This is a genomic window from Polaribacter sp., assembly GCF_024639685.1.
In the GTDB taxonomy this organism is placed as follows: domain Bacteria; phylum Bacteroidota; class Bacteroidia; order Flavobacteriales; family Flavobacteriaceae; genus Polaribacter.
Genome location: NZ_JAHEHX010000022.1, coordinates 17,336 through 35,597, shown reverse-complemented (window position 1 = coordinate 35,597; position 18,262 = coordinate 17,336). Strand labels below are relative to the sequence as shown.

The 18,262-nt window shown below is 31.3% G+C and carries 12 protein-coding genes and 1 pseudogene; 1 reads left to right on the top strand and 12 read right to left on the bottom strand.

The features are described 5' to 3' along the window. Window positions 1-103: 103 nt before the first annotated feature. On the bottom strand, window positions 104-463 hold the full coding sequence (gene trxA / locus Q0L44_RS11280; protein WP_296638640.1) for a thioredoxin: 360 nt from the start codon (window positions 461-463) through the stop codon (window positions 104-106). A gap of 142 nt (window positions 464-605) precedes the next feature. Between trxA and Q0L44_RS11275 the strand changes: the two genes are divergently transcribed. Next, window positions 606-2,681 (top strand): M13 family metallopeptidase, encoded by a 2,076-nt coding sequence (locus Q0L44_RS11275; protein ID WP_296638634.1) that lies wholly within the window; start codon window positions 606-608, stop codon window positions 2,679-2,681. Between the two features lie 71 nt (window positions 2,682-2,752). On the opposite strand, the pseudogene Q0L44_RS11270 reads toward Q0L44_RS11275, so the two are convergent. The 11 genes and pseudogenes from Q0L44_RS11270 to Q0L44_RS11220 form a co-directional block, all read right to left on the bottom strand. Continuing rightward, window positions 2,753-3,640 (bottom strand): annotated as a pseudogene (locus Q0L44_RS11270) (aldose 1-epimerase). Window positions 3,641-3,668: 28 nt separating this feature from the next. After that, window positions 3,669-4,991 carry a sugar MFS transporter gene (locus Q0L44_RS11265; RefSeq protein WP_296638632.1) on the bottom strand — a complete coding sequence of 441 codons (1,323 nt, stop codon included), beginning with the start codon at window positions 4,989-4,991 and terminating at the stop codon, window positions 3,669-3,671. A gap of 139 nt (window positions 4,992-5,130) precedes the next feature. Further along, the gene (locus Q0L44_RS11260) at window positions 5,131-6,156 is read right to left on the bottom strand and encodes a UDP-glucose--hexose-1-phosphate uridylyltransferase (protein WP_296638622.1); all 1,026 of its coding nucleotides are present in this window, start codon (window positions 6,154-6,156) and stop codon (window positions 5,131-5,133) included. A 9-nt stretch (window positions 6,157-6,165) separates the two neighbouring features. Then, a complete protein-coding gene (galK, locus tag Q0L44_RS11255) occupies window positions 6,166-7,314 on the bottom strand; it encodes a galactokinase (RefSeq protein ID WP_296638619.1) in 1,149 nt (382 codons plus the stop codon). A 285-nt stretch (window positions 7,315-7,599) separates the two neighbouring features. Continuing rightward, on the bottom strand, window positions 7,600-9,246 hold the full coding sequence (locus Q0L44_RS11250) for a solute:sodium symporter family transporter (RefSeq protein WP_296638616.1): 1,647 nt from the start codon (window positions 9,244-9,246) through the stop codon (window positions 7,600-7,602). 281 nt (window positions 9,247-9,527) lie between these two features. After that, window positions 9,528-9,881, bottom strand: a complete 354-nt coding sequence (locus Q0L44_RS11245; protein WP_296638613.1) for a hypothetical protein — start codon at window positions 9,879-9,881, stop codon at window positions 9,528-9,530. A 2-nt stretch (window positions 9,882-9,883) separates the two neighbouring features. Next, on the bottom strand, window positions 9,884-12,238 hold the full coding sequence (locus Q0L44_RS11240; protein WP_296638610.1) for a glycoside hydrolase family 2 TIM barrel-domain containing protein: 2,355 nt from the start codon (window positions 12,236-12,238) through the stop codon (window positions 9,884-9,886). 533 nt (window positions 12,239-12,771) lie between these two features. Further along, on the bottom strand, window positions 12,772-13,218 hold the full coding sequence (locus tag Q0L44_RS11235; protein WP_296638736.1) for a nucleotidyltransferase family protein: 447 nt from the start codon (window positions 13,216-13,218) through the stop codon (window positions 12,772-12,774). A 12-nt stretch (window positions 13,219-13,230) separates the two neighbouring features. Continuing rightward, on the bottom strand, window positions 13,231-13,479 hold the full coding sequence (locus Q0L44_RS11230; protein WP_296638607.1) for a hypothetical protein: 249 nt from the start codon (window positions 13,477-13,479) through the stop codon (window positions 13,231-13,233). Continuing rightward, window positions 13,469-14,599, bottom strand: coding sequence for a hypothetical protein (locus Q0L44_RS11225; RefSeq protein WP_296638606.1), 1,131 nt, complete (start codon window positions 14,597-14,599; stop codon window positions 13,469-13,471). Before Q0L44_RS11225 ends, Q0L44_RS11230 begins: the two co-directional genes overlap by 11 nt. A gap of 227 nt (window positions 14,600-14,826) precedes the next feature. Further along, a complete protein-coding gene (locus tag Q0L44_RS11220; RefSeq protein WP_296638604.1) occupies window positions 14,827-18,120 on the bottom strand; it encodes an immunoglobulin-like domain-containing protein in 3,294 nt (1,097 codons plus the stop codon). Window positions 18,121-18,262: the final 142 nt, after the last annotated feature.

The window sequence follows — 18,262 nt, the reverse complement described above, 5'->3', positions numbered from 1 at the left end:
TATATACATAATTTTCTAATGCATAAAAAACTTAGGTATATAAGTTTTTTGCATAAAAAAGCCTAAAATAAATTTCAGGCTATAAATTCTGTAGTAGATTCTTCTATTTCTCTACTTTTAAAACTTCGCTAATAACTCTTTCTAAATCTGCTTTTGGTAAAGCTCCATTTGCCATTTGTGGTTCTCCTTCTGCAGGACAAAATAGCATAGAAGGTATGCTTCTAATTGCAAATGCAGCAGAAAGTTCTTGCTCTGCTTCTGTGTCTACTTTATAGATATCAATTTTATCTCCATATTCTTCTGAAAGTTCTTCTAAAATTGGTGCCAACATTTTACATGGCCCACACCAATCTGCATAAAAATCTATTACTGCAGGTCTTTTACCCTCAAACTTCCATTCTTTATTTTCCTTAAAATTAAATACCTTTTCTAAAAACGTTTCTTTCGTTAAATTCTCTGTCATATTGTTTTATAATTTAGCACAAATTTAGTCGAAGCATATTTAAAATTCTTACAAAACACCATTTTTTGAAATTTATATGTTAATTTGCTGTAACATTTTTAGAATTAAGCAACTAATAATCAATTAATCAAAAATAGAAATAATGAAAAGCGTTCAAAAACTATTGTTCACAACTGCTGTAGCTTCTATAGCTTTTGTTTCTTGTAAAAATGATAAACCAGAAGAGAAAGTAGCTGGTATTGTTTTAGAAAATATGGATACTTCTGTAAAACCTACAGATGATTTCTTTAGACACGTAAACGGATCTTGGCTAGACAAAACCGAAATTCCTGACGACCAAACTTCTTGGGGTGGATTTAATCAGCTTCGTAAAAAAACAGATGCAGATGTTTTAGAAATTTTAAATGACGATATTGAAGAAAGAGATTTTCCAAAGATTAAAGATGCACAAGGAAATGAAATAGATTCCGATCAAGAAAAAGCAGTAAATTATTATGAAACCATAATGGATACTGTTGAAAGAAACAAACAAGGCAAAGCACCAGTAATGCCTTATTTATCTAAAATTGATGAAATTGTAACAAAAGCAGATGTAGAAACCTATTTAACAAATATGGCTTCTTATGGAGGAGGAGGTTTTTACGGTTTTGGCGTTTTTAATGACCTTAAAAACAGTAGTCAGTATGCAGGTTACATGAGTGGAGGTTCTTTAGGCCTAACCAGAGATTATTATGTTGATGCTAATGTAAAAGACAAACTAGAAAAATATGAAATATTTGTAGCTAAAATGTTACAAGAATTTGGTGATGATGCAACAACTGCAAAACAAAATGCGGCTACAATTGTGGCTTTTGAAAAAAGTTTAGCAGCACCAATGATGACTAAAGAAGAAAGCAGAGATATTAGAAAACTTTACAACCCAATGTCTGTAGAAGAACTTCAAAAATTAGCACCAGCCATAGATTGGCCTGCGCATTTAGAAGGTATTGGTGTTGGAGACATAGAAACTGTTATTGTAACAGATTTAGGCTACTTTAAAGCAATGAGTAACATTTTTGAAAATAGTTCAGTAGAAGATATCAAATTAGTATTACGTTGGAACACAATTAACAGTGCTTTAAGTGCGCTTTCTACAGATTTAGAAACTGCAAACTGGGAGTTTTATAGTAAAGAAATGCGTGGAGCTAAAAAACAACGTGCAAGAGATGAACGTGCTCTAAATAATTTAAATGGAGCTATTGGTGAAGCTTTAGGTAAATTGTATGTAGAAAAAATGTTTCCTCCAGAAGCTAAGAAAAAAGCAGAAGAAATGATAGATAATGTAATGCTTGGTTTCGAAAAAAGAATTGCACAATTGCCTTGGATGAGTGAAGTTACTAAAGAAAAAGCTTTAGAAAAATTACACAAATTAACGGTTAAAATTGCATATCCAGATGTATGGAAAGATTATTCTGAATTGCAAGTAAAAGGCTTAGAAGAAGGTGGCTCTTATTTTGAAAACGTAATTAATGTTACGAAATGGGAATACAATCAAAATATGAGTAAATTAGGTAAAGAAGTAGACAGAACTGAATGGGGTATGTCTCCACAGACTGTAAATGCTTACTTTAACCCTGTAAACAACGAAATTGTATTTCCTGCAGCAATTTTACAACCTCCTTTTTATGACTACAGAGCAGATGAAGCTGTAAATTATGGCGGAATTGGTGCTGTTATAGGTCATGAAATATCTCATAGTTTTGATGATTCTGGAGCTCGTTTTGATGGTGATGGAAATCTTAAAAACTGGTGGACAGATGAAGATGCTGAAGAATTTAAAAAATCGGGTAAAAAACTAATAGATCAATACAATAGTATTGTTGCTATAGATAGCATGCACTTAAATGGTGAGTTTACCTTAGGGGAAAACATTGGAGATTTAGGTGGTGTGCAAGCTGCTTATGAAGGGTTGCAAATTTTCTTAGAAAAGAATGGAAGACCAGAAGAAATAGATGGCTATACTCCAGAACAACGATTTTTCCTTTCTTGGGGCACCATCTGGAGAACTAAAATGAGAGATGAGGCTCTTAAAAATTTAATAATGACAGATACTCATGCTCCTGGAATGTTTAGAGCTTATATGCCTCTTAAAAATGTAGATGCATTTTATGCTGCTTTTGATGTAAATGAAGGTGACAAAATGTATTTAAAACCAGAAGATAGAGTTCGTATTTGGTAATTCAGCAACCTATTTTAAATAAAAAAACACTTGAGACTTCTCAGGTGTTTTTTTATTCACAAAAATGTGTTTTAATCTTCTAAAAAGATTGTCCAATTTTGCGAGTAACTTTCTTTCGGTTTTAACACTCTTAAACCCTCTAAGTAATTAAAGTTATTCGGTAAGCCAGTTAATGGCTCTATAGCTACTAATAGTAAATTGTTAGGTGTAAATACCTGAAAGTAATATGGCTCTTGGTCTGTAATAATTTGTAAAAGATGCGTTGAAATTTCTAATGTAACATTATTTTCTTTTACAAGAAAACAATCGTCTAATAGGGTTTCTTTAAGTGAAATAGGCTTCCTAATAATTGTTTCCTCTAACTGTGTTGGAATAATTTCGGAATTTACAACAGCTTTTTTTAAAGAGTTTAAACGAATAGTTGAATTTTCTATATCTTCTAATTTAAAGTAAGGGTGCCAGCCTAAACTAAACGGAAATTCTTTAGTGTCAGTATTTAGTTACCTTAACTGTTGTTATAAGTTTCTTGGCATATAAAGTGTACGTTATTGCAATTAAAAAGGTAAATGGAAACCGGTTTGTGGAACTATTTCTTGGTACTCTAAAGTAACAGTACAGCAATCTTGCTGCTCATCTAATGAAGCAATTACAAACAGTTTGTCATAAACCAAACCATGAATTGCATTGTTTTTATGATTGCGATTCAGTTGGTATTCTTTAGTCTTAAAACTATAGGTTCCGTTTTCTATTCTACCTGCAAACGGAAATAAAATAGCGGAAGCATACGGATCTTTATGTTCAAAATCAGCCTGCTCTTCTATTATGCTTTTTGCATTTAAATCTAAAAATACAACTCTCGTGCCTTCATTTAAACAAATTTTAGCAAATGACTTTTTACATGCATTAGATAATTCTACAATTGTAAAATCATTTTCTTTTAACTTATTAATTTTAAACACAGCAACTTTTTAAATATGAATAACTATTTTAAGATGTGACACTTGTTAAGCCTACTTTATGGCCCCAAAAAGCGTAATAGCAAATAATTAAATAACAAGGAATTAGAATCCAATATCCAAAAGAGGCAGCCTCTGCCATGGCTGAAATTTCATTTACGCCGTCCATTAATAATCTTTCTTTTTGTTGGTCTACTAAAGCCCCGTATAAAGGCGGAATTATTGCCCCTCCAGAAATTGCCATGATTAAAAATGCCGATGCAGTTTTGGTAAATTTACCTAGTCCAGTTAAAGCTAAAGGCCAAATTGCAGGCCAAACTAAAGCGTTTGCAATCCCTAAAGCTGCAACACATAAAACAGAGGTAAAACCAGTGGTAAACACAATACAAAAAGAGAAAACTATCCCTAAAACTGCACTTGCTTTTAAGGCCAAAGCTTGACTGATATATTTAGGAATTAAAACAACGCCTAACGCATAGGTTGCAACCATAGCCATTAAGGTAAATAAGGTAAAAAACTTGGCTTGTTCTACAGGGATGTCTAACGAAATTCCGTAGGCAATAATGGTATCACCTGCCACCACTTCTACACCTACATACACAAACAACGCCAATACTCCCAACCATAAATGTGGAAACTGAAAGATGCTCGTTTTTGTTTTTTGTGCTGACGTATGTTCTTCTATTGGTGTAGCTGCTACATTTGGTAAAGGGGCTTTCCTTATTAGTACACCAAGTACAAAAAGAGCTACAGACATTGCAATATAAGGTGCAACTACACTATCAGCCATTGTGTCTAATAAACTGGCTTTTTCAGTGGCACCTACTTTAAGTAATTTGTCTTTTATTTCATCTATACCAGCTAGTAAAATAGCACCAAAAATTACAGAACCTAAAGCTCCTGCAACTTTATTAGCAATACCCATTATTGCAATCCGTTTTGCAGCACTTTCTAAATGGCCTAAAATAGTAATATATGGGTTAGACGCAGTTTGTAACAAAGTCATTCCTGCTCCTTGTATAAAAATAGCCGCTAAAAACATCCAATAGGTTCTGGCGTTTGCTGCTGGTATAAAAACCAATGCTCCTATTGCCATAATTATTAACCCTAAAGACATTCCTTTTTTGTATCCTATTTTATTAATTATAGAAGACGCTGGCAAAGCCATTACCACAAAAGAAATGTATGAAGCTGAGGCTACTAAATAAGATTCTGCATCTGTAAGTTCATTTATGGTTTTCATAAACGGAATTAATGCCCCATTAATCCAAGTAACAAAGCCAAAGATAAAAAACAGGCCAGCAATAATGATAATAGGTACTAAAGTCTTATTTTTTGAAGGTATTATAGTCATTTTTTGAGGTTGATTGGAAGTAAATATATAAGATTTGATTGACTTATAAACTAAAAAAACCTCTTAGCCTAATTTTAGCTTCTTAAATATTTTATAAGAATAAGTGAAACCATAACTACGTGTAATTAAATGTATTGTATTACAAAGTCAAATCTCTTAATTTTTTTGCTGCAATTTCTGCTGTAATATCTCTTTGTGGAGAGCCAAACATTTCGTAACCTACCATAAACTTCTTTACAGTTGCACTTCTGAGTAAAGGAGGATAAAAGCTCATGTGCCAATGCCAATGATTATTATCTTTACCATTTGTTGGTGCTTGATGTATTCCACTTGAATATGGAAAAGAAGTATTGAATAATTTATCATAAGCTTTTGTGATTACAGAAATCGCCTCTGCATAATTTTTGGCACCTTGATCTGATAGTGCTAAAATGTTTTTCTGTTGTTTTTTTGGAGCAATCATAACCTCAAAAGGCCAAATTGCCCAAAATGGAACTAATGCAACAAAATCATCGTTTTCAAAAATAATACGCTCTTTGGTAGCTAATTCTTGTGCTAGGTAATCTTCTAGCAGACCTCTTTTATTTATTTTAAAATAGTCGTTTTGGTGGTGGTCTTTTTTGTCTACCTCATTTGGCAAGGAAGATTGGCTCCAAATTTGTCCATGAGGATGAGGGTTACTACAACCCATTACCGCACCTTTGTTCTCAAAAATCTGCACATAGTTAATTATCTCATTATCACCCAAATATTTGTATTCTTTTTGCCAAGCGTTCACTACTTTTTTAATGTCATCAACCTCCATTTCCGCCAAACTTTTTGAATGATCTGGGCTAAAACAAATAACTTTACAAATCCCTGTTTCGCTCTGGGCTCTTAACAAACCATCATTTACTTGGAAGGAAGGCGAATCTTTTTGCAATGCAGCAAAATCGTTGGTAAAAATAAACACGTCTTTATAATCAGGATTTACATCTCCACTAATTCTTGTATTAGTTGCACATAAATAACATGATTTATCATAAGAGGGTCTTTTTTTTGTTGAAATTTCTTCATTTTGACCTTGCCAAGGACGTTTTGCTCTATGAGGAGAAACCAAAACCCATTCACCTGTTAGGATGTTGAATCTTTTGTGTGAGTAATTTTGTAAATTTAAATTGTTCATTTTTATAATTTATTTTACTAAATGAGTTCCTTGAGAAAGTTCTATAAAGTAGATAGAACATTCTTTACCATATTTCTTTTTATAGGCCTTAGAAACCGTCTCTGTAAATCCATTAACTTCTGTTCTTGCAATTAAATTAATCGTACAGCCACCAAAACCACCACCCATCATTCTTGCTCCTAAAACATGCTTATTTTTCTTTGCTTGTGCTACTAAAAAATCTAACTCATCACAACTTACTTTATATTGGTCCAATAATCCTGCATGAGATTGATATATCAATTTTCCTAACCTTTCTAAATCATTATCTTCAATAGCTTTAGCAGCTTTTAAAGTACGCTCATTTTCTTGAATTACATACAATGCTTTTCTGTAATTTGATGGGGTAACTTTTTCAATTATTTTTTCTAAATCTGCCTCTGTGGCATCTCTTAACGCTTTAATACCAAGTAATGCTGAAATATTTTCGCAAGCAGAACGTCTATCATTATAAGCACTTTCTGATAGAGTATGCTTCACATTGGTGTTGATTAATATGAATTGATGGTCTTTAAAATCAATTTTATAAGGTTTAGACTGTATGGTTCTACAATCTAAATGCAATGCATTGTCTTTTATACCAAACATACTTGCATATTGATCCATGATGCCGCAATTGACGCCAACGTAATTGTGTTCTGCTTTTTGTGATATTAAAATCATTTCGTGCTTAGTTAAGCCTAAATCAAAAAGTTCATTTAAGCCAAAAACTACTGAATTTTCTAAAGCTGCAGAAGAAGACATGCCAGCACCTCCAGGAATATTTCCTTTAAAAATGATGTAAAAATCTCCAATAATTTTATTTCTATTCTGAATCTCTGCAACTACACCAAACACATAATTTTCCCAACTTCCCTTTTTAGATGGTTTTAGTTTATCTAACTCAAATTCGATGGTGCTATCTAAATCTAAGGCAACTGCTGTACAACTACCTCTGTCACTTTTTTGTATTGCAGCTACAATACCTTTATCTACTGCAGCCGGAAATACAAATCCATCATTATAATCGGTATGCTCTCCAATAATATTGATCCTTCCGGGTGAAAAAACACATATTGGTTCTTTTTTAAATGTTTTTTTAAACTCTTCTTTTACTTGCTGTATTAGATTACGAATCATTAAATATGTTATTTTGTTACTTGTTTAATTTTACACTCTATGTTACCGAATAAATTTGATCGGGTTTTAAAGTCTTTAATCCAATTTTATTGTTAAAACTATTTGATACCCCAGTCATGGTCTCTATAGCAGTTAATGACAAATCTTTAGGAGTATATAATTGCAAATAGTTTTCGATTTGGTCTGATGAGATTTCAATCTGAAATTTGGGTGTAAAAAACTTCTGATGTTTGTTTTTGTAAAACTCATTCAGAGATTAGATCTTCTGCCAAAGTTTTTTTTATACTATGCAAAATAAATATAGATTAATATTACAATTAATGATATGAATACCCCAGCAATGTGAACATATTTCCAAGGAGAAATATCCACTTGTTTTGTATATGCTTGTTTGTAAGGAATTTCTCTTGGTCTTAACTTACCAATGATTAACATAATAAAGATATTTAATACGAATAAAATGGCCATGACATCTAAAAAATGAGGATATGCTAGCGATTTAATAAGTGCTAATTCTGAGACTTCTGTAATTCCCTCTAATTTAGCATTATCTATAGCTAAATTGACAAAATAAGGTTGAAGTAAAAACTGACTTATTATGTATAATAAACCCCCTGACAACAAACCTATTTTAGCCGCTATAGCCGGCACTTTTTTAGTTGTAAAACCGACAACAATAATTGTTAGAATTGGAATGCTATAAATGCCGTTAATTTCCTGTAAATAATCAAACAAACTACCTGCATTTGCGATTAATGGTGCAATAAACATTGCAGCAATTGCTAATATTACTCCAAAAATTTTACCATATTTTACAACGGTTTTTTCATTTGCTTCTTTGTTAATATGTTGTTTGTAAACATCGATTCCAAATAACGTAACGGAACTATTTAAAACGCTATTAAAAGAACTTAAAATGGCACCAAACAATACTGCTGCAAAAAAACCAACCCATTCTGGTGGTAGTACTTTTTTTACTAACATTGGATAAGCACTATCCACTGTTTCTAAATTTCCTTCAAAAATATGATACGCAATTAAGCCAGGTAGGACCACGATTAAAGGCCCTAGAATTTTAATAAATGAGGCTAATAATAATCCTTTTTGACCTTCTTTTAAATCTTTAGCTCCTAGTGCTCTTTGAATTATTTGTTGATTTGTACCCCAATAAAACAATTGAACTAACATCATACCTGTAAAAATAGTGTAGAATGGCACAGGATCTGTTTTACCACCAATTGAGTTAAACTTATCAGGATTTTCAGTAACTAGTATATTTAATCCATTAAATAAACTTCCATCACCAATCATAATTAAACCAAAAATAGGAATCAATAAACCGCCTACTAACAAACCAATTGCATTAATTGAATCTGAAATAGCAACTGCTTTTAGCCCACCAAATACTGCATAAATGGAACCAATAATTCCAATTCCCCAAACACAAATCCAAATTGATTGTTTATGTGTTACCCCTAAAAGTAAAGGAACATCAAACATACCACTTATGGCCAAAGATCCTGAATACAAAATAACAGGTAAAAGCACAACAACGTACCCTGTTAAAAATAAAATTGAAGTGAATGTTTTAGTACTAACATCAAACCGTTTTTCTAAAAATCCAGGAACAGTTGTAAGGCCACTTTTTAAATATTTTGGTAATAAATAAACGGCTGTAATTATCATAGCAATTGCAGCTAAAGTTTCCCAAACCATAACAGATAGGCCACTTGTGTATGCAGCACCATTTAAGCCCACAATTTGTTCTGTTGACAAATTGGTTAGTAATAAAGAACCCGCAATAACTCCTGCAGTTAAACTTCTTCCTCCTAAAAAATAACCGTCTGAAGAATCTTCTACTGTTTTTCTTGTGGCTAAATATGATATTACTGCTACTAAAGCAGTAAAACCTAAAAATGTTATTATTTGCATAAATATATTAATTAAATTCCTATACTTTGATTACTTTATATGAGTGTTTTTTATTTGTCTTTAATACATAAATACCTAAAAATAATTATGAGATATCTACAGGATTATGATCTATATTTATATGCTTTAATACTTTTGCTCCACTTAAACTGTAAATTTTAATTGAGTGAACATCTTCTTTATTCGATTCTATATTTATTGTTTATGATGTTGAATTTGGATATATTCTAAAGTTAACTTCTTGAATTTTATTATCATACACACTCAAAGGGTTTTTATCTTTAAAAGCAATCTTGATAATAATTAACCATTGTTAAGTATACTAATGGTTTGTTACTACTACCTATAGAAAAACCCCCAGTTTTATTTGTTTCAAAAGTTTGTTTTTCAAAAGTTTTTCCAGTTACATAAGAAACATAATTATTGTTTTCAACTAACATTTCTAAGCCAATAAAAAGATGGTTTCTAAAAGAACCTACTTTACTCTTATATTTATAATTTACTATTAAATTAGTAACTGTTAATAAACTTACTACTAAAGCGTTTTCTCCATAAGAAACAATTTCTATGGCTTGAGTTCTTACTATTGTTGGTATTAGTAATAGAATGAATAATGATTTTTTAATATTTTTCATTTTTAAGGGTTATCTACTTTTAGTAGATAATTAAACTTATATTTTTTAGATTTCGCCTTAATTTCTAAATCTTTCGTTAGCTTATTTGTTTTTAGTAAAATAGTTGCAATTCCGGCTTCTAAATTTGCAGGATTTTCTCCAATTAACTCCGCATTCCCCTTTAAATTGAACTCTATTTTATCGTCGATATCTGTAAGTAGTGTTCCATTTTTATCTGTAACACTAGCATAAACAAGTGTAATATCATCATTGTTTTTATCTAGCTCATACCCATTTATATCTAAATCAATTTTAATTTTTGATGGATTTTCTGGACTAAAAACACTATAATTTACAACGTTTTTATTTTTAATAAATGCTTTTGCTTGTAATTTACCAGCATCATATTTTGGAATTTTAAATGTAAATGGGGGATGATTTAAATTCGAAGACATTTTGTTTTGATTTGGTTTTTTACGCCCCAAGCTTTTACCATTTAAAAACAACTCTACTTCATCACAATTACTATAAATTTTAACATCTAAAGGACTGTTTTTTTTCCATTGATTGGCGATGTAAACCATAGGTTTACCATTAGAGTTGTTTGCATCTCTTTGACTTTGATAAAAATAATAAGAAAGTTTAGGAATTCTAAATATATCCATAATTCCAGAGGCCTCTAAATCATTTGCGTACCCTCTGTTATAATCAAACATGACCCAGTATCCATCAGCAAATGCAGGTGTATTTAAGTTGTCATTATGAGCTTCTTGAATGTTTGTGGCTTGTTGCAGTAATCCTTTTTCGCCTGCAGACCTTAACTGTCGGCTAGATCTTTCTGATTGCAATAAATCTCCCCAACTATTTTGATTTAAACCCGCATTCATAGCATAATATTCCCAATCACCATACTCAGACACATTGTAAGGTTTTTTATTTTTCGGATTATAATATTGTAATCTGTGTTGTCTTGCTTGCAAATAAATATCATAACCGTAATACTGCCAACCCGCAGTAAAACATTGATTACCTGGATACTCTTGATGCGCAATTGTAGTTAAAGAATCTATAAAGGGTTCTGGCATCCAAGATTCATTTAAAGAAACTTCCCAGGCTAATACAGAGGGATGATTTCGGTCTCTTCTAATTAAATCTTTTGAAGCTTGAAAAACATAATTTTGAAATTTTTTATCCTTACTAAAATACTGCCATCCTAAAATAGCATCAATAGTAATTAAACCTATTTCATCGCAAGCTTTCATAAAAGCAGGGCTTTGAGGGTAATGTGATAAACGTACATAATCGAAACCAGCATCTTTTATCTTTTTTGCATCTCTGTAATTTGCATTATCAGAAATTGCATAACCTACATAAGGATATTCTTGATGACGATTTACACCTCTTAAAAATATTTTTTTATCATTCAAATAAAAATCTTGCCCAATAAATTTTATTGTTTTAATCCCAATTCTTGTTATTTCTCTTTCTAAAACTTTTCCGTCTTGTAACACTTCTGTTTTTAAATGATATAAATTAGGAGAATTCGGACACCATAATTCTGGATTTTTTACCTTCAAATTTGCTGTAAACTGTTTATCTTCTTTAGAAAATAAAGTATAGGTGTCGCTTTCAGAAGAAACAATTTCTATGTCGCTTTTTATTATCGTGTTTTTTATTGTAAACGATTGTTTTTTATTGTTTTCATTTTTAATATGTGTTTTAATATTTATTGTGGCTTGTGTTTTAGAAACCTTTGGGTAGGTAACAAAAACACCTCCACTTGCAACTTTATTGGTTAAAATTGGATCTGTAATATACAACTGACCTTTAGCAATTAACCATACGTTTCTATAGATACCTCCATAGGTATTAAAGTCTAAATTTTTTAAAGGTTTTGGTCCAGTTATAGAGTTGTCTTTATTATCTAACCTTACTTTAACTGTATTTTCTGCATTAAAAAGAGCAACATCTGTAAAATCTATTACAAAAGGCAAATAGCCCCCTTGATGTTTTATTAATTTTTTATCGTTTACCCAAACCTCTGCAATATTCATTGCCGCTTCAAATTTTAAAAACATTTTTTTGCCTTTCATGTCTTTTGAAAGTGAAAATTTTTTAAAGTACCAAGAAATTCCTTGCCATTGATTGTTTACAATTTTAGGCTCTATTTTTGGTGTATGAGGTAATGATATGGAATCCCAGTTATTAAAATTATTTTCATCTATAAATGTGATATTTGAACTAGTTTCATTCAACACTTTTTTAAAATACCAATCATCATTAAATTTGACTTTACTTGATGTAAAAACTTCTTCTTTTAGGCATCCATTTATGATTACAATTAGTATTAGAAAAAAAATGTGTTTGATAATTTTCATTTAGATTAAAAATATTTTGTAGACGAATACTTGTCGTTAATTCATAAGGTTTTCTTTTGTAGTTAGTTTACCATTTACTCTAAGATCGACTGGTAATCTCTATAAACTACCTTCTAAAACTTTTAGTTGTTCTCCATTCTTATTTTTTATAGACCTCTAAAATAAAGTTTTTTTTAGAATCAATACTCTCTTCCTTAAAGAGATAATTTTTTAAAACAAAAAAAAATGTATGCTTATGTTTTTATCAAGATGCTTTATATAACTATATTTATAGTGTATTTCGAATTCAACTTTTATAAAATACCAATCGAGTAAGTGGAACCACGGTGGTAAAATAATACGCGCTTTGGGTCAAAAAATGAAGTGTCTTTTGAATGATTCTTTATATTTTTATTTTATTATACCGAAATATAAAAGTAAAAAAGGAGCTTGAATCAGCACAGCGAATCCACTCAGGAATAGAGGTAGTTAGCATAATTAAGAAGAATCAAATCATTAATCCCTGTTCTACTTTGTTCAAAACATTCTGTTCGTTAGTTGCTTAACAATGTATTAAAAACTGTATTTTTAATCTTTGATAGAGTTAATGCGACAGAACCCAAAACTCTAACTTCATTGATTACTTGGGAATCTTTTTCCACAACACTATAATTAAATTCTTTTCTGTATTTTTCTATTCCTAATATTTCTGAGTGAATTTCTATAGCAGCAATGTTATTCTCTTTTTGAAGTCTTCTGTAGTGTTTATCATATGGAAAGTAGTACTCATATTTAGTCACTTCAGAATATCCAAAATCTCTTAAAATCGTAATTGCTTTTGGGTACTCTTCTTTTGAAAAAATAAAGTCGATATCTCCTACCATTCTCTCTGCCACATCTTCGTACAAACCAGCTAACAAATTCCCTGTTCCTTTTAAAAATATAGGCGTACATCCGTTTTCTATAAGCAGTGTGTTCAGCTTTTTTTCTTGTTTTATAATCGCTTTATTTCTTTACCTATTTAATGTCGTAATTTCTTGCATGTAGGCTACTAAATCTTTTAGAAGGTAACTAAAAAAGTTAGCTCTTTCTAAATTACAGTATAGCGCAGGAAATACATAATGCGCAGTACTTAATTGCACCACTTTGTCCCAATCGATACGCTCTTGTTGTAATTTTTTTTCGATATCTAACTTATTTTGTGCTTCAAAAGAAATTGTCAAACACTTTGCAACAAAATAAAAAACCTCTTTATGATTCATTGTTAAATAATTTAGATACTGTTGTAATTAGTGCCTCTGTTTTAGAATAGGTTAATTGGTAACAATTTATATTTTGAAACCAATTTAAAAATTCTCGTGCATTTTCTTTTTTAGGAGATAACCAAGAATCTGGAACAAGCTGTTGAAAAGCATTTTCTTTAGCTAACTTTGTAAAAGACAAAGGAGCGTCTTTCGTGTATTTTATAAATACCAAATCGTTACATGGCAAATGAGAAGGTATGTTGGTATTATTTGGAGGTAAGTACCTAACTATTTTATTAAGTCCTTTTAAATGATACTCTTTAGCGTTTTGTAGTTCTTTATAAAACGGTATTAATGTTTGTAGACTTTTCTGTTTTACAGAAATGGCTGCAGGAAAGTGATAAACATTTTTGTTTTTAGCCAATACAGGCACAAAATCGTCTGCCATACAATTAAAACCATGTTTTTGTAATAAGGCTAAAGAAGTACTTTTACCATTACCTGAATCTCCTAAAAATAATATGGCTTTCTTTTGATTAGAAACAGCTGAGGCATGAAAAACTCCCATCCAATCATCTTCAGTGTTACCATAGATAGCCTGAATAAACTCCATAGAAAACTTGCCTTGAAAATAATGAAGTTCTTCTTTGGTCCAAGAATCATAAATGGTATTATTTTTGGCTAAATAAATACGACCATCTTTAATAAAAACCTTAAATTCTATATCAAAATTAGTGGACTGTGTAATGAGATGTGCAAATTTTGGATGTACAAAAGAGGCCTCTAATTCAGATTGAAAGGCCACTCTAATAGTTGTATTTTTTGAACTGTACGTGTAAGTAGTTTCAAAATTAGCAGGAATCGTAGTATGATACACCTCTTTATTTTTGAAGCGTTCTACCTCTTTATTATCTTCTAAAAACTGCTCTTTTAATTCTTGAAGTAATGGAAGTGCCTCTGCTTTAGAAACTAAGTTTTTTGAAGCAAAAGCACTCGCTAAAGTAGATAATGAATCTCCTTTAGCAATTGCTGTAATTAGCTGTGCTATTTCTTTTTCTAAAACAGCATATTGGTTATTTAAACCAGACCAAACATAACTTTTAGCATCAATTTCTTTTGAAATTATAGGGGTATTCATTGTATAAAATATCTTATATAGTTTTTAAAAATAATAAAAAAGATCTCTATAATAGAGATCTTTTCTAATTACTGATAATTATTTTTTAAAACAATAACTATCTTTCTTCTCCTTTTCAAAAACCTTGTGTTATTTTTCTAGTTAAAAGTGGAAAATTAAAATCATTTTTAAAACGACTATTTATTAGTTTTATATTTTTTTTCATGATGTCTTGTCTTATTTAATGTTTATTCTAAAACTATTTTTTTATTTAATTTCCCTGCCTCTGTTTCTAATTGAACTATATAAACACCTGAAGCTAAATTTGGTAAAGTAATTTCTTTAACTCCACTTGTATTGAAGTTAGTACTCATTACTTGTTTCCCTAAAATATTGAATAATTTTACACTTGCTTTACCTTGCGATAAGCCAACAATTCTTAATGTTGAAGTATTCGATTTATAAATACTTACACTATTTAACAATTCTGTATCTGTAGATAAAGCACTAGATTTAGCATGTAAGTAAAAACGACCTTCTGTAGATTTTTCTGATACTATAGCAGTATATGCAGAATTTACTTCATCTAATCTTGTAAACGTACTTTTTAATCTATCTTCTAAAAATACTTTATAACCCGTTGGTACATTTAAAGTTTCTGCAGAAAAAGTAATTTCTGAATCTGCATCCGCAGTTACCCCTACAGGAATAATCATATCTTCATAATTCTCATTTGGTAATGATTGAATAGCTAATTTTTTAGAAGAATTACCATCTACTAAACCAGTATATAACTCTAATTCTGATGCATAACCACCAAATATATTGCTATCATAACCATTATCAAAAGATGTTGTTTTACCATCAATATATCTAATTGAAGTTTTTCGATTTAGTTTTCCACTTGCAATAGATAAATCTATTTCGAATCTACTATTTGTAGTCTTATAAAACGGATTACTATTAGATTCGTGCGTCTGCATTGCTTCAGTAAAACTAAAATCACCAGCAGTGGTAGTTTTTACAAAAAAGCCTTGAAGTGGTTGTATATGAAAGGCATTACTAGATAGATTTTTAGTTACCCAAGTCTCATTGTCTGAATCCCAAAACCAAATTGTACCATCTATTAAAGATGAATTTGCAGTTAAAACGTTAATTGCATCTGCATTAGGATTTCCATACAAATACGTTGGGTAAGGGTTACCTACTAAATTATAGCCATTTCCGTCAGTAGAAACTGCAACGGAAACATCATCAGTATGTAAGTCTCCCATGAATACTACATCATGTTTTGAACCTCCTGCATTATTTGACTTCGTAGCCCATCCGATTCCACTACCCCATACAGGTCCTGTTCCATGATCGTCAGTAACATATACATATTTACCAGTAGTTCCTGCTGCTGCACCAGGATCAAAAACAGATCTAGAATCATCATAAGAACCAAAAGCATACTTATTGCCTTCCTTAACTGTATAGTTCCTTGAATCATCGAGTGTTTTGAACTGTTTTGCATTACTTAAACCTGATGAAACCAACGTCCATTTGTCTTGTGATAATCTTTTGACAATGGTAGTCTTCTTATCCGAAGTGTATGCACCTCCAATGGTAACCGTAGAAAAGTTTCCATTTTGAGCGTACAAAATCATCCCATCATTAGATCTAGCAAGAGAAATATCTCCTTCAACTGTTAGCGTATTATTTTGTCGTAATATCAATTGAGCTCCAGAAGTAGACCCGATTGATTTCGCTGTTGCAACTCCCATATTCGAAGGTATTGTTACAACGTGACCTAAAACAACATCATATTCCGAAGTAGGCGTTGCACTAGGTGTAGTTGCAGCTGTTCCAGAAACTGTCCAAACAGTTGGATCATTCCATTCCCCATCTTTAGTAGACGTCATTGTTGGAGGTATGGGTGCAGATGAAGCTGCCACAATAACGTTATCCAAATTAAGAGATGCTGAATCAGAATTTTCAAATGTAATATAAGTAATACCTGTAGTTAAAGGGACTCCTGTAACTGTTTGAGTAGAATAACTACTAGTAGTTGCAGTGTTAGTTCCTTCAGGGCCTCCATCATTCCTAATCATCGAAAATGAAGCTAATAGAGAAGAATTACCTCCAGTAGCATCTGTAGAATTAATTTTTATATCGTCTGATTTATTAGCTGAATTTTTGAAATAAGTAAAAGTAAAATTATAATTCCCATCTGCAGCAACAGATACTGGGATTATTATAGTACCACTTTTACCTGCACCACTATCAGCCTCACCAGCTGTACCTGAATTTATTCGGGTTTTTCTCCATTTCTCAACTATGTTATTAGTGCCTCCATTTCCAGAACCTAATTTATTGTTTGCAAAATGAGCATTATTTTGTGAAAGATCACCAGTCTCAACTTCTATAGTGCCTGGTAAAGAAGTAATAGTTTGTGAAACATCACCTACAATAACAGTTCTAGTCATTTCTAATGCAGTATTATTGTTAGAATCAGTTACATTATATTTTATTATATAGGTACCAGCTGTATTTACATCTACTGGATTATCAATAACAATATCATCAGTAATATCTCCATCATAATTATCAATCGCAATTGAACCTGAATCTGTATAGGTATCTCCTAAATCAATATTTATAGAAGCATCCCCTAACAAAGTTATTGCTGGAGCTTCATTACCATCAACTATGGTAGCAACATTCTCAACTTTTATATGTGTAGTATTTGCCCATCTAATTTGTGCTCTACCTCCTTTTACTCGGTAAGCACCGTACCTAATTTTAGACTGTGTTCCCCTTTCTGGATCAGGAATATTAAAAGGAAAAGCTGTACCTCCAATTACTGCATCAGAATAATGTATTTTTTTTGTAGGGTCGTTTGGATCTTCCCTAAAACCAACCTCTAGAATAAAATTTACTTCTTCATTCTTAGTTACGCTCTTTAAAAAAACTATTTCTCTACCGGCTCCAGATCCTCCACGTTCTAAAATACGTTCGGCATAAATATTAAAGGCTATTTGGTTGCCATTGGCATCAAATACAGGTTTTGCTAAATACAAACAAATAGCAGGATCTGGAGAGCCACCGCCACCAGTATGTTGTCCTTTTGATTGTGCTATATATGTTCCGTCATTATTAGTTCCTGAGGCATCACCAACTTCAAGAATTCTAAACGTTCCTGAAAATTTTACGTAAGATCCAACATCAGTATTATATGCTATACGTAATGAACGCTCCATTCTAGGTTGTAATGTATTTGCAGCGTCTTGATTATTAGAACCATCTGTTATATTATAGATACCCCAAGTTGTACTTTTAAGTGTAGTTTCTTTATAATTTGCATAACATGTTCTGTCATCTATAGTTCCAACATTAACACGTGGCGATAACTCATTAGATGTTCTTGTTTCATTTGCACCATCTACATTACATGTAGTGTAAGGCGTTCCATCTTCATCTGGCGCTGTTTGCGCATTTATAAAGAAGGAAAAGAGCGAGAAGCTGCAAAATAATATTGATTTAAATATGTTCTTTTTCATATTTTTTTAAAAATATTGTAACATTACTAATTTAGTATTCTGGACTGTTATGTATTTAAGGTGATAAAAATTAATTACAAATTATAATTAACAACTTAAATTTGTGTCCTGTACTATATGGTTTATAAACATAAAAAAATCC

Bases quoted from the DNA above. Each gene is read 5' to 3' on its own strand.
- trxA (WP_296638640.1), bottom strand. From the start codon at position 463: ATGACAGAGAATTTAACGAAAGAAACGTTTTTAGAAAAGGTATTTAAT.
- Q0L44_RS11220 (WP_296638604.1), bottom strand. From the start codon at position 18,120: ATGAAAAAGAACATATTTAAATCAATATTATTTTGCAGCTTCTCGCTC.
- Q0L44_RS11250 (WP_296638616.1), bottom strand. From the start codon at position 9,246: ATGCAAATAATAACATTTTTAGGTTTTACTGCTTTAGTAGCAGTAATA.
- Q0L44_RS11265 (WP_296638632.1), bottom strand. From the start codon at position 4,991: ATGACTATAATACCTTCAAAAAATAAGACTTTAGTACCTATTATCATT.
- Q0L44_RS11260 (WP_296638622.1), bottom strand. From the start codon at position 6,156: ATGAACAATTTAAATTTACAAAATTACTCACACAAAAGATTCAACATC.
- Q0L44_RS11225 (WP_296638606.1), bottom strand. From the start codon at position 14,599: ATGAATACCCCTATAATTTCAAAAGAAATTGATGCTAAAAGTTATGTT.
- galK (WP_296638619.1), bottom strand. From the start codon at position 7,314: ATGATTCGTAATCTAATACAGCAAGTAAAAGAAGAGTTTAAAAAAACA.
- Q0L44_RS11245 (WP_296638613.1), bottom strand. From the start codon at position 9,881: ATGAAAAATATTAAAAAATCATTATTCATTCTATTACTAATACCAACA.
- Q0L44_RS11230 (WP_296638607.1), bottom strand. From the start codon at position 13,479: ATGAATCATAAAGAGGTTTTTTATTTTGTTGCAAAGTGTTTGACAATT.
- Q0L44_RS11275 (WP_296638634.1), top strand. From the start codon at position 606: ATGAAAAGCGTTCAAAAACTATTGTTCACAACTGCTGTAGCTTCTATA.
- Q0L44_RS11240 (WP_296638610.1), bottom strand. From the start codon at position 12,238: ATGAAAATTATCAAACACATTTTTTTTCTAATACTAATTGTAATCATA.